The 19,177-nt window shown below is 74.2% G+C and carries 21 protein-coding genes; 5 read left to right on the top strand and 16 right to left on the bottom strand.

Going from position 1 to position 19,177, the window contains the following annotated elements; genetic code table 11:
* Positions 1–76: 76 nt before the first annotated feature.
* Complete coding sequence (locus tag ACIP5O_RS13030) at positions 77–1,054, bottom strand: polysaccharide deacetylase family protein (RefSeq protein ID WP_401292167.1); 978 nt, start codon at positions 1,052–1,054, stop codon at positions 77–79.
* Between the two features lie 163 nt (positions 1,055–1,217).
* On the opposite strand from ACIP5O_RS13030, the gene ACIP5O_RS13025 reads away from it, so the two are divergent.
* Entirely contained in the window at positions 1,218–2,414 is a 1,197-nt protein-coding gene (locus ACIP5O_RS13025; protein ID WP_401292164.1) for an SAM-dependent methyltransferase, read from the top strand.
* Here the strand turns inward: ACIP5O_RS13025 and ACIP5O_RS13020 are convergent.
* The 6 genes from ACIP5O_RS13020 to tsaB form a co-directional block, all read right to left on the bottom strand.
* Positions 2,347–3,018 carry a hypothetical protein gene (locus ACIP5O_RS13020; protein WP_401292162.1) on the bottom strand — a complete coding sequence of 224 codons (672 nt, stop codon included), beginning with the start codon at positions 3,016–3,018 and terminating at the stop codon, positions 2,347–2,349. The genes ACIP5O_RS13025 and ACIP5O_RS13020 overlap by 68 nt on opposite strands.
* A 100-nt stretch (positions 3,019–3,118) precedes the next feature.
* Entirely contained in the window at positions 3,119–3,976 is an 858-nt protein-coding gene (locus ACIP5O_RS13015; RefSeq protein WP_401292159.1) for a polysaccharide deacetylase family protein, read from the bottom strand.
* A gap of 78 nt (positions 3,977–4,054) precedes the next feature.
* Entirely contained in the window at positions 4,055–4,300 is a 246-nt protein-coding gene (locus ACIP5O_RS13010; RefSeq protein ID WP_401292704.1) for a hypothetical protein, read from the bottom strand.
* Between the two features lie 11 nt (positions 4,301–4,311).
* Positions 4,312–5,421, bottom strand: coding sequence for a tRNA (adenosine(37)-N6)-threonylcarbamoyltransferase complex transferase subunit TsaD (gene tsaD, locus ACIP5O_RS13005; protein WP_401292156.1), 1,110 nt, complete (start codon positions 5,419–5,421; stop codon positions 4,312–4,314).
* Positions 5,421–5,882, bottom strand: coding sequence for a ribosomal protein S18-alanine N-acetyltransferase (gene rimI / locus ACIP5O_RS13000; RefSeq protein ID WP_401292702.1), 462 nt, complete (start codon positions 5,880–5,882; stop codon positions 5,421–5,423). The genes tsaD and rimI overlap by 1 nt, the downstream gene beginning before the upstream one ends.
* A gap of 23 nt (positions 5,883–5,905) precedes the next feature.
* Positions 5,906–6,577 (bottom strand): tRNA (adenosine(37)-N6)-threonylcarbamoyltransferase complex dimerization subunit type 1 TsaB, encoded by a 672-nt coding sequence (gene tsaB, locus ACIP5O_RS12995; protein ID WP_401292154.1) that lies wholly within the window; start codon positions 6,575–6,577, stop codon positions 5,906–5,908.
* A 119-nt stretch (positions 6,578–6,696) separates the two neighbouring features.
* Here tsaB and ACIP5O_RS12990 point away from each other — a divergent pair, with 119 nt between their 5' ends.
* Positions 6,697–7,239: a hypothetical protein gene (locus ACIP5O_RS12990; RefSeq protein WP_401292699.1), complete on the top strand. Its 543-nt coding sequence runs from the start codon at positions 6,697–6,699 to the stop codon at positions 7,237–7,239.
* Between the two features lie 54 nt (positions 7,240–7,293).
* Here the strand turns inward: ACIP5O_RS12990 and ACIP5O_RS12985 are convergent, their stop codons facing one another.
* The 5 genes from ACIP5O_RS12985 to ACIP5O_RS12965 form a co-directional block, all read right to left on the bottom strand.
* The gene (locus ACIP5O_RS12985; protein ID WP_401292152.1) at positions 7,294–7,452 is read right to left on the bottom strand and encodes a hypothetical protein; all 159 of its coding nucleotides are present in this window, start codon (positions 7,450–7,452) and stop codon (positions 7,294–7,296) included.
* Positions 7,453–7,638: 186 nt separating this feature from the next.
* Positions 7,639–8,169, bottom strand: a complete 531-nt coding sequence (gene tsaE / locus ACIP5O_RS12980; protein ID WP_401292150.1) for a tRNA (adenosine(37)-N6)-threonylcarbamoyltransferase complex ATPase subunit type 1 TsaE — start codon at positions 8,167–8,169, stop codon at positions 7,639–7,641.
* Positions 8,170–8,178: 9 nt separating this feature from the next.
* Positions 8,179–9,375: an alpha/beta fold hydrolase gene (locus ACIP5O_RS12975; protein ID WP_401292148.1), complete on the bottom strand. Its 1,197-nt coding sequence runs from the start codon at positions 9,373–9,375 to the stop codon at positions 8,179–8,181.
* A gap of 12 nt (positions 9,376–9,387) precedes the next feature.
* Complete coding sequence (gene alr, locus ACIP5O_RS12970) at positions 9,388–10,536, bottom strand: alanine racemase (protein WP_401292145.1); 1,149 nt, start codon at positions 10,534–10,536, stop codon at positions 9,388–9,390.
* Between the two features lie 107 nt (positions 10,537–10,643).
* The gene (locus ACIP5O_RS12965; RefSeq protein WP_401292142.1) at positions 10,644–12,092 is read right to left on the bottom strand and encodes an NAD(P)H-hydrate dehydratase; all 1,449 of its coding nucleotides are present in this window, start codon (positions 12,090–12,092) and stop codon (positions 10,644–10,646) included.
* On the opposite strand from ACIP5O_RS12965, the gene ACIP5O_RS12960 reads away from it, so the two are divergent.
* On the top strand, positions 12,091–12,216 hold the full coding sequence (locus tag ACIP5O_RS12960) for a hypothetical protein (RefSeq protein WP_401292139.1): 126 nt from the start codon (positions 12,091–12,093) through the stop codon (positions 12,214–12,216). The two genes, ACIP5O_RS12965 and ACIP5O_RS12960, sit on opposite strands and share 2 nt — an antisense overlap.
* A 184-nt stretch (positions 12,217–12,400) precedes the next feature.
* Here ACIP5O_RS12960 and ACIP5O_RS12955 read toward each other — a convergent pair whose 3' ends face one another.
* The 3 genes from ACIP5O_RS12955 to ACIP5O_RS12945 all read right to left on the bottom strand — a co-directional run bounded on the left by ACIP5O_RS12955 (position 12,401) and on the right by ACIP5O_RS12945 (position 15,464).
* Complete coding sequence (locus ACIP5O_RS12955) at positions 12,401–12,769, bottom strand: holo-ACP synthase (RefSeq protein ID WP_401292136.1); 369 nt, start codon at positions 12,767–12,769, stop codon at positions 12,401–12,403.
* A gap of 24 nt (positions 12,770–12,793) precedes the next feature.
* Positions 12,794–14,641: a glutamine--fructose-6-phosphate transaminase (isomerizing) gene (gene glmS / locus ACIP5O_RS12950; RefSeq protein WP_401292134.1), complete on the bottom strand. Its 1,848-nt coding sequence runs from the start codon at positions 14,639–14,641 to the stop codon at positions 12,794–12,796.
* 73 nt (positions 14,642–14,714) lie between these two features.
* Positions 14,715–15,464, bottom strand: coding sequence for a hypothetical protein (locus ACIP5O_RS12945; RefSeq protein ID WP_401292131.1), 750 nt, complete (start codon positions 15,462–15,464; stop codon positions 14,715–14,717).
* A gap of 172 nt (positions 15,465–15,636) precedes the next feature.
* Here ACIP5O_RS12945 and coaA point away from each other — a divergent pair, with 172 nt between their 5' ends.
* Positions 15,637–16,635 (top strand): type I pantothenate kinase, encoded by a 999-nt coding sequence (gene coaA, locus ACIP5O_RS12940; RefSeq protein ID WP_401292129.1) that lies wholly within the window; start codon positions 15,637–15,639, stop codon positions 16,633–16,635.
* Between the two features lie 2 nt (positions 16,636–16,637).
* Positions 16,638–17,612, top strand: a complete 975-nt coding sequence (locus tag ACIP5O_RS12935) for a DUF389 domain-containing protein (protein WP_401292126.1) — start codon at positions 16,638–16,640, stop codon at positions 17,610–17,612.
* Positions 17,613–17,709: 97 nt separating this feature from the next.
* Here ACIP5O_RS12935 and glmM read toward each other — a convergent pair whose 3' ends face one another.
* Positions 17,710–19,068: a phosphoglucosamine mutase gene (glmM, locus tag ACIP5O_RS12930; protein ID WP_401292124.1), complete on the bottom strand. Its 1,359-nt coding sequence runs from the start codon at positions 19,066–19,068 to the stop codon at positions 17,710–17,712.
* Between the last annotated feature and the right edge of the window lie 109 nt (positions 19,069–19,177).

The raw sequence follows: 19,177 nt of genomic DNA, 5'->3' as shown, positions 1-19,177 counted from the left end.
GTGAGGGCCGGGAGGGCGAGCAGCGCCCCGGCCACGGCCAGGGCGGCGGCGGCCCGGCGCCCGCGCCTCCCGGGTCTCACACGTAGTCCTCGAGCTTCGCGACCGCGTAGCCCTTGGCCGTGATCACGTTCATCACGCGGCGGACCATGTCGGCCATGCTGCCCTCCCAGTCCTCCTCGCCCCGGAAGTGGGTGAGGACGATGTCGCCGGGGTGCAGGTCCCGGTCCCACTCGCGCCACTCCATGTGGTCGGGGAAGGCCTCGGCGGCCCACAGCGGGACGGCCTTGATGCCGCAGGACTTGGCCACGCGCAGGGTGTCGTCGTTGTAGTTGCCGTACGGCGGGCGGAAGAGTTCGGGCCGCTTGCCGTACTTCTTCTCGATGACGTCCTGCATGCCGCAGATCTCGCGCTTCTGCTGGTCGTACGAGAGTCCGGGCAGGTAGCGGTGGTGGAGGGTGTGGTTGTGGAGCGCGACCCCGCCCTTCCGCGACTTCTGCATCCGGGCGAAGTAGGCGTAGTCGTCGCTGACGACGTAGTCGCTGAGGAAGGCGCTGTAGGGGACGTCCAGCTCGTTCATCATCCGCAGCAGCTCGGGGTCCTTCTCCGAGCCGTCGTCGATCGTCAGGAAGACGACCTTCTCCTTGGTGGGCACGGTGGTGAAGACGGGCGGCATGCCCTCGCTCTTCGTCTCGAAGCCCTTGCGGGTGGTGATCCTCGGCTTGACGGCGGGCGGGGCGGGCGCTTCGAGCGGGGGCCCGGCGAGGCCCCACTTCTTGGCGGCGAGCGCGCGGGCGGCCTTCCGGAGACGGAGCTTCTCGGCCTTCTGCGCCTGCGACTCGGGCGCGGCGGCGGCACCCTGCTTCGGGGCCTGCTGCGGAGCCTGCTTCGGGGCCTGCTTGAGGCCCTGCCGCGGGGCCTGCTGGCCGGAGGCGGGAGAGGGCGGTGCGGAGCGGTCCGGGCCGGCGCCGGAGCAGGCCGTGGCGACGGAGGCGAGGGCGGCGACGACGAGCGCCGCTCCGAGCGTCCGGTGGGAGCGGTGCACGCCTTTTCTCATCTTTTGTTCCTTTTGTCGTACGAGCTGCATGGCGCCGCATCCTGTCAGCGCGGCGGTCCCTTCCGGCCGCGACACCGCCGTACCCGGCCCACCGTCCCCCGGCCGGCCCACAGCTCTCCCCGGAGCCCGGATCCGGCGGGCCCACGGCTCCCCAGGGCCCAGAATGGGACGGGTGACCGACCTCGCCTCCTTCGCCGCCCTGCTCGCCCCCGAGGGGCAGACGCTCCTCGCCGCCCTGCGCGACTACGACCCCGCCCGGGAGCTGGCGGTCGCGTCCCGGCTGCGCCGCGACCACCCCGCCGAGCTGGTCACGGCGGCGCTCGGCCAGGCGCGGCTGCGGCAGCGGGCGGTGGCGAAGTTCGGCGCGGAGGACGCGTACCGGATGTACTTCACGCCCCACGGCGTCGAGCAGTCGACCCGGGCCCCGGTCGGCGCGCACCGGGCCGGCCGGATGAAGGCGCTGGGCGTCGGGAGCGTGGCGGACCTGTGCTCGGGGATCGGCGGCGACGCGATCGCCCTGGCCCGCGCCGGGATCTCCGTCCTCGCCGTCGACCGCGACCCGCTGACCGCCGAGGCGGTCCGGGCCAACGCCGGGGCGCTCGGCCTGTCGGACCTGATCGAGGTGCGGTGCGCGGACGTGACGGAGATCGACACGAGCCCGTACGACGCCGTGTTCGTCGACCCCGCGCGGCGCGGTGGCCGGGGCAGGATCTTCGACCCGGAGGCGTACTCGCCGCCGCTCTCCTGGGCGGTCGAGGCGGCCCGGAAGGCCCCGCACGCGGCCCTGAAGGTGGCGCCGGGCATCCCACACGAGGCCGTACCGGCGGAGGCCGGGGCGGAGTGGATCTCGGACGGCGGGGACGTGAAGGAGGCCGTGCTGTGGTTCGGTACGGAGCCGGGCGCGCGCCGGGCCACACTGCTGCCCTCCGGCGCGACCCTCGCCGGGCGCGGGCTGCCCGACCCGGCGGTCCGGCCGGTGGGCCGCTACCTGTACGAGCCGGACGGCGCGGTGATCCGCGCGCACCTGGTGGCCGAGGTGGCCGAGGAGCTGGACGGCGGCCTGGTCGACGAGACGATCGCGTACGTGACCTCGGACGTCCTGGTCCCGACCCCGTACGCCGCCGCGTACGAGATCACCGACGAACTCCCCTTCAACCTCAAGAAGTTGAAGGCGCTGCTGCGGGAGCGGGAGGTCGGCACCCTGACCGTGAAGAAGCGGGGCTCGGCGGTCGAGCCGGAGGAGATCCGCCGCAAGGTGAAGCCGAAGGGCCCGAACGCGGCGACGGTGCTGCTCACTCGGGTCGCGGGTGCCCCGACGATGCTGATCGGCCGGCCCGTCCGGCCGGGCGGGGAGCGGTGAGCCGCACCGCGAACCGGTAGTGGCCGACGGCCTTCACCAGGCCGGTGAGTCCCGTGATCCAGAGGATCAGGGCGGCGCCCATGCCGTAGGCGACGAGGCCGTAGCCGCCGTTGTCCCGGGTGGTGCCCGCCGGGACGGCGAAGCCCAGCCAGAGCCCGGCCGCGCACATCACGAAGGACAGCACCAGCCAGCAGACGCTCGGGACGGGGGCGCGCAGCCGGGCGTCGGTCGGGCCGTGCCGGTCGAGGGCCGCCCACTGGACGAGGCGTTCCCGGACGACCCGGTCACGCCGCAGCCCGCGCACGGTCAGCCACACTCCGGGGGCGAGCACCCCGATGCCGAGCGCCGCCGCGAAGAGCACGATGAACACGCTGATCACGTCGAGGGGGTCGCCGAGCGAACCGAGCAGCACCCCGATCAGCCCCCAGCCGAGCTGGAGCAGCCCGAACGCCGCCAGGAACACGGCGAGCCGTCCGGGACCGAGCAGCCGCCGCCCCAACTCGCCCAGCGCCCGCGCCCGGTCGGCGAGCAGCGCGTCCCGGTCGGGCCAGCTCCGGAGCTCGGCGGGCGGAGGCGGCGGGGGCAACGGGGTACGCGTGGACATGCCCGACACTCTAGGCGGGCCGCCCGGGGGCTCGCGGCGCCGGACCGCGCCGCCCGGGGGCCCACCGCCCCGGACCGCGCCGCCCGAGGGGCCCGGCCGGTCAGACGTAGTCCTCCAGCCGCGCCACCGTGAAGCCCTGTTCCTGGATGCGGCGGAGCATCGTGGCCGTCATCTCGGTCATCGTGCGGCCCTTGAGTTCGGACGGACCGCGGAAGTGGGCCAGGACGATGTCGCCGGGGTGGAGCTTCCGGTCGCCGCGCTGGTACTGCATGTTCTTGATCTGCATGGACTCGCGCCACAGCACGATCGCGTCCACCCCGCAGGCCCCGGCCGCCGTGCGCGTGGCCTCGTTCCAGTTGCCGTAGGGCGGGCGGAAGAGGCGCGGGGCCGTGCCGTACCGCCGCTTCAGCTTCTCCTGCTGGCCGCAGATCTCCCGGCGCTGGGCCTCCGGGGAGAGGGTGCGCAGATCGGGGTGGGTGAGCGTGTGGTTGGCGACGCCGTGGCCCTGGGCGACGAGCGGCGAGAAGTAGCCGTAGTCGGCGCGGATGGCGGCGTCGGTGAGGAACATGGTGAAGGGGACCTTGAGCTCCTTCATCATCGTGACGAACTCGGGGTCCTTCTCCGCCCCGTCGTCGATCGTGACGAAGACGATCTTCTCCTCGGTGGGGATCTCGCTGATGACCGGCACCGGCTCCCCCGGCCCGCGGACCACCGGCTTCGCCGCCGGCGGCGCGGGCGGGGCCGCGAAGGGCTTCAGGCCCCACTTCCGGTACGCGGCGGCCGACGCCGGGGCGCCCGGCGCCCCGCTCCCGGCGGCGGACCGGGACGCGGAGGGGGTCGGCGCGGACGACGTCGGCGGGTCGGACACGGGGGCGGCGGCGGGGTGCTCCGCCGTGCAGCCGGTCACCAGGAGGGCCGCGGCGGTCAGCGCTGCCCAGAGCGCGATCGTCTTCTTCACGCGCCGGGAGATGCCCGTACGGTTCGAAAGGTTGCCCGGCGGGCGTACGTGTGACCGATCGAACTCCCGGTCGTGCGGCTACTCGACCGCCTCGAACCGCCAGCGGTGCACCGGCCGGGTGATCAGCTCCGCGTCCGGCTCCGGCAGCTCCGGCAGCTCCGCGTCGAAGGTCTCCGCCTCCCACCAGGTGAGGACGAGGACCCGGTCCTGGGGGGCGCGGAAGACCTCCCGGCGCTCCGGCTCGTACGCGAGGACCCGGGACCGCTCCCGGGCCCACTCCAGGAGCTCGGGGCCCCGCCCCCGCACGGCCCGCGCCTCCCACATGAGGGTGAGCCTCACGAGTACAGGTTCTCCTTGCTGACCTCGTGCACGTGGTCGTGGGAGTGGTCGTGCGCGTGGGCGCCCGGCACGTGCGGGTCCGTCACCGGCAGCGAGGAGTCCGCCGACAGCTCCAGGTCGGAGGCGGCCCGGCCCCGGGAGACCATCTCGGAGCCGAGGGCCGCGACCATCGCGCCGTTGTCCGTGCACAGGCCCGGCCGGGGCACCCGCAGCCGGATCCCGGCCCGCTCGCAGCGCTCCTGGGCGAGGGCCCGCAGGCGCGAGTTCGCGGCCACGCCGCCGCCGATCATCAGGTGGTCGACGCCCTCGTCCTTGCAGGCCCGGACGGCCTTGCGGGTGAGGACGTCCACGACCGCCTCCTGGAAGGACGCGGCCACGTCCCGCACCGGCACCTCCTCGCCGGCCGCCCTCTTCGCCTCGATCCAGCGGGCCACGGCGGTCTTGAGGCCGGAGAAGGAGAAGTCGTACGCCGGGTCCTTGGCGCCGCTCAGGCCGCGCGGGAAGGCGATGGCCTTCGGGTCGCCCTCCTTGGCGAGCCGGTCGATGACCGGTCCGCCGGGGAAGCCGAGGTCGAGCACGCGGGCGATCTTGTCGAAGGCCTCGCCGGCCGCGTCGTCGATGGTGGCGCCCATCGGGCGCACGTCGGAGGTGATGTCGGTGGAGAGCAGCAGCGAGGAGTGCCCGCCGGAGACCAGCAGGGCCATCGTCGGCTCGGGCAGCCTGCCGTGCTCCAGCTGGTCGACGCAGATGTGCGAGGCCAGGTGGTTGACGCCGTAGAGCGGCTTGCCGAGGGCGTAGGCGTACGCCTTGGCCGCCGAGACGCCGACGAGCAGCGCGCCCGCGAGGCCGGGCCCGGCGGTGACGGCGATGCCGTCGAGGTCCCGCGCGGAGATCCCGGCGGTCTTCAGGGCGCGCTCGATCGTCGGGACCATCGCCTCCAGGTGCGCGCGGGAGGCGATCTCGGGCACGACGCCGCCGAAACGGGCGTGGGTGTCGACGCTGGAGGCGATCGCGTCCGCGAGGAGGGTGGTCCCGTGGACGATGCCGACGCCGGTCTCGTCGCAGGAGGTCTCGATGCCGAGCACCAGGGGTTCGTCAGCAGCCATCAGATATCGGTTCCGGTTCCTTGGACGGTCAGTCGCATCACGAGCGCGTCGACGTTTCCGGGCTGGTAGTAGCCGCGCCGGAAACCGATGGGCTCGAAGCCGAAGCGCTCGTAGAGCTTCTGGGCCCGGGTGTTGTCCACGCGCACTTCGAGCAGGACCTCGTCGCACTCGAAGGCGGTGGCGTGCTGGAGCAGGTCGGTGAGGAGCCGGGCGCCGAGCCCGGTCCCCCACTGGTCGCGGGCGACGGCGATGGTCTGCACGTCGCCGAGGCCGCCGGCGGCGGCGAGCCCGGCGTACCCGACGAGCCGGCCGCCGGGGTCCTCCGCGACGACGTACCGGCGGGTGGCGCCCGGCCCCCGGGAGTGCGCGAGCTCGGACCAGAACATCCCGGCCGACCAGGCGTCCTCGGGGAACAGCTCGTCCTCCAGGGCGAGCACCGGCTCGATGTCCCACCAGCGCATCTCGCGCAGTTCCACGCCGCCGGTCACTTGGGCGTGACCACCTTGTAGTTCTTGGGCACCTGGGCGTCGGGGCGGCGCAGGTACATCGGCAGCGGATCGAGGAAGCCCTCGCCCCCGGCCCCGCCGTCCCCGGCCGCCAGCCTCTCCGCCGCGAGGGCGGCGAGCGCGGCGGCCGACTGGTGCTCGGGGTCGCGGGCGTCGGGGAAGGCCTCGGGGTAGAGGCGGGCGCCCGCGCCGACGACCGGGAGCCCGGCGAGGGCTTCGGCGATGTCGGCGGGCCGGTCGACGGCCGCGTCGGTCACGCGGGTGCGGGAGTCGGCGTACCGCGCCCAGTACACCTCCTTGCGGCGCGCGTCCGTGGCGACGGCGAAGGGCTCGTCGATCCCGGCGGCGTACGCGAGTCCGTCGAGGGTGCACAGGCCGTGCACGGGCACGCCGAGCGCGGACGAGAAGGCCGCGGCCGTGACGAGGCCGACGCGCAGACCGGTGTACGGGCCGGGGCCGACGCCGACGACCACGCCGGTGACCGCGTCGAGCTTCAGCCCGGCCTCGGCGAGGACCCGGTCGACGGCGGGCAGCAGCAGCTCCCCGTGGCGGCGGGCGTCGACCCGGCTCGACGAGGCGACGACGGCCTCGCCGTCGTGGAGGGCGACGGTGACGGCGGGGGTGGCGGTATCCATGGCGAGCAACAGCACGCGAACAGCCTACGGCTCCCGGGCACGCTGCCCCGACCCCCGGGGCGGCGGCTGCTACCGTCACCCTCGATACGTTCGTACGAGAGGTGGGCACGGTGGCACGGAGCAGCTCGGGATTCGTGGCCGGGCTCACGGCGGCGGCGGTCGCCGCGGTCTGTTTCCTCGCCTACCAGGCCTCGGCGGACGTTCCCGCCGACCTCTCGGCCAAGCCGGAGGCCACGGCCACGGCGACCCCCTCGACCTCTCCGAGCGGCGGCCCGAAGCAGCCGGTCCGCGACCCCCTCGCCGTCCCGGCGGACTCGGGCACCGGGGAGCGGGTCGTGTACGGCCTGGCCGACCGCCGGGTGTGGCTGGTGAGCGGCGACGGCAGGGCCACCCGCACGTTCACGGTGATGCCGAGCACGGTGTCCCCGCCGCCGGGCGCGTACGCGGTGACCTCGCGGTCGGGCTCGGTGCGCGGCTCGGACGGGGTGCAGATCGAGCACGTGGTGCGGTTCGCGACGACCCAGGACGTGGCGATCGGCTTCAGCGCGGCGGTGGACGGCTCGATGCCGGAGCCGGACCCGACGAGGAAGACCGGCGGCGTCCGCATGAAGCGGGCCGACGGGAACGCGCTGTGGACGTTCGCGGTGATCGGCACGAAGGTCGTCGTCGTCTCCTGAGCCGTTCCCGGGGCACCCCTAGGGCCTAACCGACCCTGATCCGCCGGACAGGCCCTAGGCGGCCTCGTCCTCCACCCGCCCGTACCGGTCGTACGTGACGTCCCGCTCCCGCGCGTCCTTGGCGTCCTCGGTGTCCTCGGCGTCCTCGGTCTGCGGTCCCGGCGGGGTGGAGAGCGTGCGGGCGGCCACGCAGGACGCCAGCAGCTCACTCATCGTGACGTGCTCCCGACCGGGTTCCGCGCGCTCCGGCGTCGCCATGCCTGCCTCCCGTAGGTTAGGTACACCTAACCAGCTCGTGCGTCCATGGGACCACGGCTCGTACGACCCACGCAACACTTTGCCGACACGTTGTCGGAACATACGTGGGGGCGGCGGGGCGGGAGGGCGGGCAGGAGGGATTCAGAGCGCGCCCAGGTCCTCCCCCGCCCAGCGCTCCCCGACGCCGCGCAGCAGGACCGTGCGCCGGTCGTCTTCGGTGTCGCCGGTGACGCGATGGATCAGGACGTGCAGCCGGTCGTCGGTCAGCTCCTCGACCTTGCCGTCGCCCCACTCGACGACCACGACGGACTCGGGCAGCGAGACGTCCAGGTCCAGGTCCTCCATCTCGTCGAGCCCGCCGCCGAGGCGGTACGCGTCGACGTGCACCAGGGCCGGGCCGCCCACCAGGGACGGGTGGACGCGGGCGATGACGAAGGTCGGGGAGGTGACGGCGCCGCGCACCCCGAGCCCCTCGCCGAGGCCGCGGGTGAGGGTGGTCTTCCCGGCGCCGAGCTCGCCGGTGAGCATGACGAGGTCGCCGGGGCGCAGGACCTTCGCGAGCCGGAGGCCCAGCTCCTGCATCCGCTCCGGGGAGTCGACGGAGAGGGTGGCCTCGGAGACGGGCGTGGCGTCGCCGGGCACGGGGGGTACGGACGGGTGCGCTGCTTCCATACCGCCAATCTAGCTTTCGCCGGGGTCCGTCCCCGCCGCCGTCGGCTCCGGCACGGCCCCGGCCCGTACGAGCAGGTCGGCGAGGCGGTCGGTGACGGCCTCCGGGTGCTCCAGCATCACCAGGTGGCCGCCGTCCGGGACGATCACCAGCTCGGCCTCGGGGAGCAGGGCGGCGATGGCCTCGGTGTGGGAGGTGGGGGTGACGAGGTCGTGGTCCCCGGCGAGCGCGAGCACCGGCAGGTCGCGGAGGGCGGGCAGGGAGGCGGACTTGTCGTGCTCCGCGAAGGCCGGGTAGAAGGCGGCGACCACGTCGATGGGGGTGGACTCGATCATCCGCTCGGCGAAGCGGGCGACGGCCGGGTCCACGTCCTTCGAGGCGAACGAGTACTTCTTGACGAGCCCGGCGAAGAGGTCGGCCGTCGCCCGGCGGCCGCGCTCGACCAGCTCCGCCTGGGCGCCGAGTGCCCGCAGGACCCCCGGCAGGATCCGCCGGACGGCGTTGACGCCGACGACGGGCAGGCCGTACGTGACCTCGTTCAGCTTTCCGGCGGAGGTGCCGACGAAGGCGACGCCGGCGACCCGGTCGCGCATCAGGTCGGGGTACTGCTCGGCGAACGCCATCACCGTCATGCCGCCCATGGAGTGCCCGACGAGGACGAGGGGCCCCTCGGGGGCGGCGACGTCGACGACGGCCCGGAGGTCGCGGCCGAGCTGTTCGATGGAGACGGGGACGGCGTCGGGTCCGGCCTGGGAGACGCCCTGGCCCGAACGCCCGTGGCTGCGCTGGTCCCAGTACACGGTCCGCACGAGACCGCGCAGGGCGGCCCGCTGGAAGTGCCAGGAGTCCTGGTTGAGGCAGTAGCCGTGGCTGAAGACGACGGTGACGGGGGCGGGGCGGCGGCGCCCGAAGAGCCGCCGGAGCCGGGCGCCCGAGGGATCGGGCTCGGCCCCGTCGGCCCCCTCGACCTCGTCGACCTCGTAGTGGAGGACGGTCCCGTCGTCGGCGAGGGCGCGGCCGGGGGTGCCGCGCAGGCCCCCGTAGGGGCCGGCGGCGTCCAGGGCGAGCCGGGCCTTCTGGCGTACGGAACGGCCCACCGTGAGCCGCTCGACGGCGACTCCGGCGGCGGCCCCGGCCGCCAGGACGCCTATCGCGGCGCCCGCGAACCCGGCGCGGCGCCAGGCGCCGCCACTACTGGTCTCCCCCACGGGCGCTCCTCCTCATTCGCCCGGGTAGACGCGCGGGACGCGCGCGCCGATCCGGGTGACGATCTCGTACGCGATGGTGTCGGCGGCCGCCGCCCAGTCCTCGGCGGTCGGTTCGCCCCGGTCGCCGGGGCCGAAGAGCACGGCCTCGGTGCCGGGTTCGGGGATCTCCCCGCCGAGGTCGAGGACGAACTGGTCCATGGCGACGCGGCCGGCGATCGTGCGGACGGTGTCCCCGACGAGGACGGGGCCGCGGCCGGAGGCGTGCCGGGGGACGCCGTCGGCGTATCCGACGGGCACGAGCCCGAGGGTGGTCTCGCCGTCGGTGACGTAGTGGTGCCCGTAGCTGACGCCGTGTCCGGCCGGGACCTGCTTGACGAGGGCGACGCTCGCCTTGAGCGACATGACGGGCCGCAGGCCGAGTTCGGCGGCGGTGCCGAGTTCGGGACTGGGCGAGATGCCGTAGACGGCGATGCCGGGCCGGACGAGGTCGAAGTGGGCCTCGGGGAGGGTGAGGGTGGCCGGCGAGTTGGCGATGTGCCGGACCTCGGGCTCGACGCCGGCCTTCTCGGCGTGGTCGAGCATCGAGCGGAAGACGTCGAGCTGGGCCGCGATGGAGGGGTGGTGGGGCTCGTCGGCGCAGGCGAAGTGCGACCAGAGCCCGGTGACCTTGAGGAGCCCCTCGGCCTCGGCCTCGAGCGCCTCCCCGACCAACTCGGGCCAGTCGGCGGGCTGGCAGCCGTTGCGGCCGAGCCCGGTGTCGGCCTTGAGCTGGACGCGCGCGCTCTTCCCGGTGGCGCGGGCGGCCGCGACGACCTCCCGCAGGGCCCACATCCCGCTCACCGACATGTCGAGCCCGGCCTCGATGCCCTGGTCCCAGGGGTCGCCGGGGGTCCAGAGCCAGCACATGACGGGAACGTCCGTGATGCCGGCGGCCCGCAGCGCGAGCGCCTCGTGCGGGGTGGCCGTGCCGAGCCAGTCCGCCCCCGCCTCCAGGGCGGCCCGGGCACAGCGCAGGGCGCCGTGTCCGTACGCGTCGGCCTTGACCACGGCCATGATCCGGACGTGGGGGGCGACGCGGGCGCGCAGCGTGCGGACGTTCGCACGCAGCGCGCCGAGGTCGATCTCGGCGCGGGCTCTGCGGGGCGGCGGTGTCTCAGTCATCGCGCCCAGTCTCTCAGGTGCGGCCCCCGGCGCCGCTTTCCCGGGCTGTAGCGCCGATCACCCTTACGGGCGACCGCCCCCGTGGGCCCTCCTCGTCCCGGGTCGTCCTACGACGGGTCCCGCACGTCCCGCCAGGCGTCGTGCAGGGCTCCCGCCACCTCCGTCGCCGTCACCGGGGCCGTCCCCGAGGAGGCGCGGCGGGCGGCGAGGCCGTGGAGGTAGGCGGCGCAGGAGGCCGCGTCGACGGGCGGGAGGCCCGCCGCGAGCAGCGAGCCCGCCAGGCCGGAGAGGACGTCGCCGCTCCCGGCGGTGGCGAGCCAGGACGTCCCGGTCGGGTTCACCCGTACGGGACCGGTGCCGCCGTGCACGAGCGTGGTGGAGCCCTTCAGGAGGACCGTCGCCCCGAAGCGGCCCGACAGTTCGCGGACCGCCGCGAGCCGTCCCGCCTCGACCTCCTCGCGCGGGGCGGAGAGCAGCGCCGCCGCCTCGCCCGCGTGCGGGGTGAGGAGGGTGGGCGCGCTCCGGCCCCGTACGGCCGCCGGGTCCAACCCCCGCAGTCCGTCCGCGTCGACGAGGACCGGCACGTCCGAGGCGAGGACGTCCGCGACCGCCTCCCGGGCGTCGGCCTCCTCGCCGAGGCCCGGCCCTACGACCCAGGCCTGGACCCGCCCGGCCTGCCGCGGCGGTCCGGTGTGCACCAGGGTCTCGGGATGCGCGGCGAGCACCGCGTCCCCGCCGGCCCCGACGTACCGCACGGCCCCCGCCCCGCCCCGCAGCGCCCCGGTCACGGCGAGGACGGCGGCGCCGGGGTAGCGGGCGGAGCCGGCGACGACGCCGACGACCCCGCGCCGGTACTTGTCGCTCTCGGCGCCCGGCACCGGCAGCAGCCGGGCCACGTCCTCGTGCTGGAGCGCCTCCAGGTCCGGCACCCCCGGCAGGACCGCGCCGAGCCCGATCTCCACGAGCCGCAGCGCGCCGGCGTACGCGTGCGCGGGGTCGACGAGCAGCCCCGGCTTGTACGTGCCGAAGGTGACCGTCACGTCGGCCCGCAGCGCCTCCCCGGCGACCTCCCCGGTGTCGGCGTCGACGCCGCTGGGCAGGTCGACGGCGACGACGACGGCGTCGGAGCCGCGCGCGGCCCGGGCGACGGGCACGGCGTCGGGCCGCAGCCCGCCGCGCCCGCCGATGCCGGTGATCCCGTCGAGGACGAGGTCGGCCCCGGCGAGGGGTTCGAAGGGGTCGTCCGCGATCCGTCCGCCCGCAGCCCGGAACGCCGCGAGGCCGCCCTCGTGGGCGCGCGCGCCGAGCAGCACGGCGGTCACGCCCGCGCCGCGCCGGGCGAGCCGGGCCCCGGCGTACAGCGCGTCGCCGCCGTTGTCGCCGGTCCCGACGAGGAGGACGACCCGGGACCCGTACACCCGTCCCTTCCCGAGCAACGAGCAGCAGGCGGCGGCGAGTCCGGCGGCGGCCCTGCTCATGAGGGCGCCCTCCGGGAGGCGGGTCATGAGGGCGGCCTCGGCGGCCCGGACGGTCTCCACGCGGTAAGCGGTACGCATGCCCAGCAGTCTGCCGCAGGCGGCGGAGGGCCGCCCGAAGGAGGGCCGCCCGAAGGAGGCCCGCTCGGGAGAGGCCCGCCCGGAGGAGGCCTGCTCGCAAGAGGCCCGCCCGGAGAAGGGTTGACCGGAGGGGGGTTGACATCACTTGCCCTCCAACTTAGCTTAGGCTTACCTAAGTAAGTCGGAGGACGTCACACCACTCCGCACGCGCGCGGTACACACATCCTGTCGCCGGCCCTGGCAGCCGCGCGCGCCACACGTCCCGGGGCCCGGCCGTCTCCGCACGGCCGGGCCCCGGGGCGTATCGCTCACCCCTCCGCGATCACCACCGCCGACGCCACCCCCGCGTCGTGGCTCAGCGACACGTGCCAGTGCTCCACGCCCAGCTCCGCCGCCCGGGCCTCCACCGTCCCCCGCACCCGCAGGCGCGGCCGCCCGGTCTCCTCGACGTACACCTCGGCGTCCGTCCACAGCAGTCCGGCCGGCGCGCCGAGCGCCTTCGCGAGGGCCTCCTTCGCGGCGAACCGCACGGCGAGCGAGGCGGTCCCGCGCCGCTCGCCGCTCGGGAGCAGCAGCTCGTCCTCGACGAAGAGCCTCTTCAGGAGCCCCGGCGTCCGCTCGATCGACTCGGCGAACCGGTCGATCTCCGCCACGTCGATCCCCACCCCGATGATCATGTCCCGCTCACTTCCCCACCCCACTCACTCCACGGTCACCGACTTGGCCAGGTTGCGCGGCTGGTCGACCTCGTTGCCCCGCGCGGTGGCGAGCTCGCAGGCGAAGACCTGGAGCGGCACCGTGGAGACCAGCGGCTGGAGCAGCGTAGGCGTGGCGGGGATCCGGACGAGGTGGTCGGCGTACGGGACGACCGTCTCGTCGCCCTCCTCCGCGATCACGATCGTGCGGGCGCCGCGCGCCCTGATCTCCTGGATGTTGGAGACGATCTTGTCGTGGAGGACCGAGCGTCCCTCGGGCGAGGGCACCACGACCACGACCGGCAGGTCCTCCTCGATCAGGGCGATCGGTCCGTGCTTGAGCTCGCCCGCCGCGAAGCCCTCGGCGTGCATGTACGCCAGTTCCTTGAGCTTCAGGGCGCCCTCCAGGGCCACCGGGTGGCCGACGTGCCGGCCGAGGAAGAGGACCGTGTTCTTGTGGGCGAGGGAGCGGGCGAGCTCGCGCACCGGCTCCATCGTCTCCAGGACGCGCTCGACCTCCTCGCCGATGCGGGCGAGCTCGCGCACCACGGCGAGGACCTCGTCGCCCCACTGGGTGCCGCGCACCCGGCCGAGGTGGAGCGCGAGCAGGTAGCAGGCGACGAGCTGGGTCAGGAAGGCCTTGGTGGAGGCGACGGCGACCTCGGGCCCCGCGTGCGTGTAGAGCACGGCGTCGGACTCGCGCGGGATGGTGGAGCCGTTGGTGTTGCAGACGGCGAGGACCTTCGCGCCCTGCTCGCGCGCGTGCCGCAGCGCCATCAGGGTGTCCATGGTCTCGCCGGACTGGGAGATCGCGATCACCAGGGTGCGCGGGCCGAGGATCGGGTCCCGGTAGCGGAACTCGCTGGCCAGCTCGACCTCGCAGGGGACGCGGGCCCAGTGCTCGATGGCGTACTTGGCGATGAGCCCGGCGTGGAAGGCGGTGCCGCACGCGACGACGACGACCTTGTCGGCCTCGCGGAGCACCGTGTCGGGGATGCGCACCTCGTCGAGGGTGAGCCGCCCGGAGGCGTCGATCCGGCCGAGGAGGGTGTCGGCGACGGCCTTGGGCTGCTCGGCGATCTCCTTGAGCATGAAGTGGTCGTAGCCGCCCTTCTCGGCGGCGGAGGCGTCCCAGTCGACGTGGTAGGCCCGCACGTCGGCGGGCACCCCGTCGAAGTCCGTGACGGTCACGCCGTCCCGGGTCAGCTCGACGACCTGGTCCTGGCCCAGCTCGATCGCGGAACGGGTGTGGGCGATGAAGGCGGAGACGTCGGAGGCGAGGAAGTTCTCGCCCTCGCCGACGCCGACGACGAGCGGGGAGTTGCGGCGGGCGCCGACGACGACGCCCGGCTGGTCGGCGTGCACGGCGACCAGGGTGAACGCCCCGTCGAGCCGCCGGCACACCAGCCGCATGGACTCGGCCAGGTCCCCGGTGGAGGAGAACTCCTCGGCGAGCAGGTGCGCGACGACCTCGGTGTCCGTCTCGGACGCCAGGGCGTGGCCGCGCTCCGCCAGCTCCCCGCGCAGGGCGGCGAAGTTCTCGATGATGCCGTTGTGGACGACGGCGACCCGCCCGGCGTTGTCCAGGTGCGGGTGCGCGTTGGCGTCGGTCGGGCCGCCGTGGGTGGCCCAGCGGGTGTGCCCGATCCCCACGGAGCCGCCGGGCAGCGGCCGTTCGGCCAGCTCCTTGTCCAGGTTGACGAGCTTGCCCGCCCGCTTGGCCGCGGCGAGCCCCCCGTCGGAGAGCACCGCGACACCGGCCGAGTCGTAGCCCCGGTATTCGAGCCGCTTGAGGCCCGCGACCACCACATCAAGCGCCGACTGACCGCCGACGTATCCCACGATTCCGCACATGTCGGAAGACTACGGCGCGATCCACCCCACCGGACGGAGCCGACACGGCGTCCGTCCGGCGGGGCGGGCGGGGTCAGCCCAGCTTCTTCGCCTGCGCCTCCACGATCGTCTTCGGCAGCTCCTTCACCGTGCCGGCGAGGCTGAACGAGGAGAACGAGGCCAGCGTGTTGCCCTTGCGGAAGACGACCAGCTTGGTGACGAACGGCTCGCCGTCCACGTCCGAGGCCACCGTCCAGGCGAGCGCCTCGTCGCCCGCGGTCACCGTCTCCGGCGTCACCTTGGTGACCTTCGCCTTCTGGCCGCTGCTGGTGACCCCGAAGCCGCCCGCGCAGTCGGTCCCGGCCGTCTTCAGGGAGGCGAGGGCCTCCTGCGCGCCCTGCCCGTCGTACGAGCCGAGCGTCACGCTCGTCACCGGCGCGGAGAGCGCCCCGAGGGCGTCCTCCGGCGAGCCCGTCTTCTTGGGCACCTCGACGGCCTTGCGCTGCACGGACGCGGCCGGGTCGCCGGTCGCGATGAACGCCAGGGCGTCGGCGAGCGGCTTGCAGGAGGCCTTGTCGGTGACGACGGTCTCGGACTTCACGACGTCGGAGGCCTTGGCCTTCTGGACCTGGTGGCCGGGCAGGTCGGCCTGCTCGACGATCAGCTTCTCCAGCTCGGCGGCGGACAGCGCCTTCGCGGCGGGGGCCTCCGACGTGGCGGAGGCGCTCGGCGCCGCGGAGCCCTTGCCGGAGTCACCGGCCTCGTCGCTGCTGCAGGCGGTGCAGAGCAGGGCCAGCGAGACGGCGGTGGCGGCGACGGCGACGGTGCGGATGGACGTACGCATGCGTGGTGACTCTCTGCTTCTCTTCGTGCCGCCGGACGGCGGCTCCCCCCGCGTGAGACTCGGGTGCACGCGGCAGGGACATGATCGCCCAGGGCCGCGAGCGGGACCAACCCCTTCGCCGCGTGACCGACCCCACCACCCACGGCCGTCCCCGACCCCCGACAATGGCGGTGTGATCACTTCGCCGCCACGAAGCACGGGCGGGGACGGCTCCACGGGCCGCCGCCCCTCCGAGCCGACCCCGTACGTCGACCTCACCCGGGCCGAGTGGAGCGCCCTGCGCGACAAGACGCCGCTGCCCCTCACCGCCGACGAGGTCGAGCGGCTGCGCGGCTTCGGCGACGTCATCGACCTCGACGAGGTGCGGGACGTCTACCTGCCGCTGTCCCGCCTGCTCAATCTGTACGTGCAGGCCACCAGCGGTCTGCGCGGCGCCCTGAACACCTTCCTCGGCGAGAGCGCCGAGCAGCGCGGCACCCCCTTCGTCATAGGGGTCGCCGGTTCGGTCGCGGTCGGCAAGTCCACCGTCTCCCGCCTCCTCCAGGCGCTCCTGGCCCGCTGGCCGGAGCACCCGCGCGTGGAGCTGGTGACCACGGACGCCTTCCTCTACCCGATGGAGGAGCTGAAGGAGCGCGGCCTGATGTCCCGCAAGGGCTTCCCCGAGTCGTACGACCGCCGGGCCCTGACCCGGTTCGTCGCGGACGTCAAGGCGGGCAAGGACGAGGTCACGGCCCCGGTCTACTCGCACCTGATCTACGACCGGGTGCCCGGCGAGCGGCTGGTCGTCCGCCGCCCGGACATCCTCATCGTGGAGGGGCTGAACGTCCTCCAGCCCGCGCTGCCCGGCAAGGACGGCCGCACCCGCGTCGGCCTCGCCGACTACTTCGACTTCTCGGTGTACGTGGACGCGAAGGCGGAGGACATCGAGCGCTGGTACCTGAACCGCTTCCGCAAGCTGCGCGACACCGCGTTCCAGGACCCCTCCTCGTACTTCCGCCGCTACACCCAGGTCTCCGAGGAGGAGGCCTTCGAGTACGCCCGCACCATGTGGCGGACCATCAACAAGGTGAACCTCCTGGAGAACGTGGCGCCCACGCGCGGCCGGGCGACCCTCGTCGTCCGCAAGGGCCCCGACCACAAGGTGCAGAAGCTGAGCCTCCGTAAGCTCTGAGGATGCTGCATCTGCGGATGATCGTCCCCCACGAGCTCACCCCGGCCGTGACGGGGCTCGTCGAGTCGACGGTGGGCACCACGCACCTGGTGGTGCTGCCGGGCGCGGCCCGGTCCCCCGCGGGGGACGTCGTGATGTGCGACGTGGCCCGCGAGGCGGGCGACGAGCTCCTGAAGGGGCTGCGCGGGCTGCGGATCGACCGGGTCGGTTCGATCGCCGTCGACGACGTCGGCCTCTCCCTCTCCGCGCGGGCGGACGCCGCCGAGAAGGAGGCCCCGGGCGAGCCCGCCGACGCGGTGCTCTGGGAGCAGCTGGCGGGCGCGACGCACGAGGAGTCGACGCTCTCCGTCACGTACGTCGCGTTCATGGTCCTGGCGACGATGATCGCGGCCTGCGGCGTCGTCCTGGACAACGCGATCCTCATCGTCGGCGCCATGGCCGTCGGCCCGGAGTTCGGCCCGCTCGCCGGCGTCTGCACGGCGGTGGTGCGGCGCGCCCCGGGGCTCGCCGCGCGCTCGCTGATCGCGCTGCTCGTCGGCTTCGCGGCGGCGATCGCGATGACGACGCTCTTCAGCCTGGGGATGGACGCGCTCGACCTGTTCAGCCGGGCCCAGTTGGACGCGGACCGGCCCAACACCGGCTTCATCTGGAAGCCGGACCCGTTCTCCTTCGTCGTGGCGCTGCTCGCGGGCGCGGCGGGCATGCTCTCGCTGACCTCGGCGAAGTCCGGGGCCCTGGTCGGCGTGGCGATCTCGGTGACGACGGTCCCCGCGGGCGCGAACGCGGCCGTGGCGCTCGCCTACGGCGACGTCGGCCAGACGTGGGGCTCGATCGAACAGCTCCTGCTGAACCTGTTCGGGATCATGCTGGCCGGGGTGCTGACGCTGTACGGCCAGAAGGCGCTCTGGCGCGCCCTGCACGGCCGCCTGCGCCGCGGGGCGAAGGTCCGGAAGGGCACGACCGACGGGGGCGGCTGACGAGGGGGACGGCTGACGAGGGGGCGGCCGGCGAGGGCCCCGCCGCGCCGGTGTCCGGTGCGACGGGGCCCTCCCGCATGACGGTGCCTCAGAAAGGTTAGCCGAGCGCGGACTTCACGACGTCCGCGAGGCGCTGCGCGACCGACCGGGCCTGCTCGATGTCGGCGGCCTCGACCATGACGCGGACCAGCGGCTCGGTGCCCGAGGAGCGGAGCAGCACCCGGCCGGTGGTGCCGAGCTCGCGCTCGGCCTCGTGGACGGCGGTGGCCAGGTCGGCGGAGGTGGTGACGCGCGACTTGTCGACGTCCTTCACGTTGATCAGGACCTGCGGCAGCCGCTCCATCACGCCGGCGAGGTCCGCGAGGGACTTGCCGGTGGCGGCGACCCGGGCGGCCAGCATGAGGCCGGTGAGGGTGCCGTCGCCGGTGGTGGCGTGGTCGAGCACGATGACGTGGCCCGACTGCTCGCCGCCGAGCGCGTAGCCGTGCTCCTTCATGGACTCCAGGACGTAGCGGTCGCCGACCGCCGTCTGGACGAGGTTCAGGCCCTCGCGCTCCATGGCGAGCTTGAAGCCCAGGTTGGACATGACGGTCGCGACGACCGTGTCGCCCCGCAGGGTGCCGGCCTCGCGCATGGCGAGGGCGAGCACGGCGAGGATCTGGTCGCCGTCGACCTCGTTGCCCGCCGCGTCCACGGCCAGGCAGCGGTCGGCGTCGCCGTCGTGCGCGATGCCCAGGTCGGCGCCGTGCTCGACGACGGCGGCCCGGAGCAGGCCGAGGTGGGTGGAGCCGCAGCCGTCGTTGATGTTGAGGCCGTCGGGCCCGGCGCCGATGGTGATCACCTCGGCGCCGGCCCGGGCGAAGGCCTCGGGCGAGACGCGAGAGGCGGCGCCGTGGGCCTCGTCGAGGACGACCTTCAGGCCGTCGAGACGGTTGGGGAGGACCGCGAGGAGGTGGGCGACGTACGTGTCGAAGCCCTCGTCGTAGTCGCGGACGCGGCCGACGCCGGCACCGGTCGGACGGTCCCAGGGAGCACCGGTGCGGTGCTCCTCGTACACGGATTCGATCCTGTCCTCCAGTTCGTCGGCCAGCTTGTGGCCGCCGCGCGCGAAGAACTTGATGCCGTTGTCGGGCATGGCGTTGTGGCTCGCGGAGAGCATCACGCCGAGGTCGGCGCCCAGGACGCCGGTGAGGTGGGCCACGGCCGGGGTCGGCAGCACGCCGACGCGCAGCACGTCGACGCCGGCGCTGGCGAGGCCGGCCACGACGGCGGCCTCCAGGAACTCTCCGGACGCGCGCGGGTCACGCCCGACCACCGCGGTCGGCCGGTGCCCCTCGAAGGTGCCCGCCTCGGCGAGCACGTGCGCCGCCGCGACGGACAGGCCGAGCGCGAGCTCCGCCGTCAGGTCCGCGTTGGCGACGCCGCGTACGCCGTCCGTGCCGAAGAGTCGTCCCACAGCTGTCCTCCGAAAATACGTGCCCGGGCGCCCATGAAGCCCATGAAAGAGGGGCTTGTGAAGAGGCTTATGAAAGGAGAGTACGAAAAACCGTACGCCCCGACGGCAC

The organism is Streptomyces sp. NPDC088915 (assembly GCF_044749825.1).
Lineage (GTDB): Bacteria > Actinomycetota > Actinomycetes > Streptomycetales > Streptomycetaceae > Streptomyces.
This window is presented reverse-complemented; position numbering and strand designations above follow the sequence as displayed.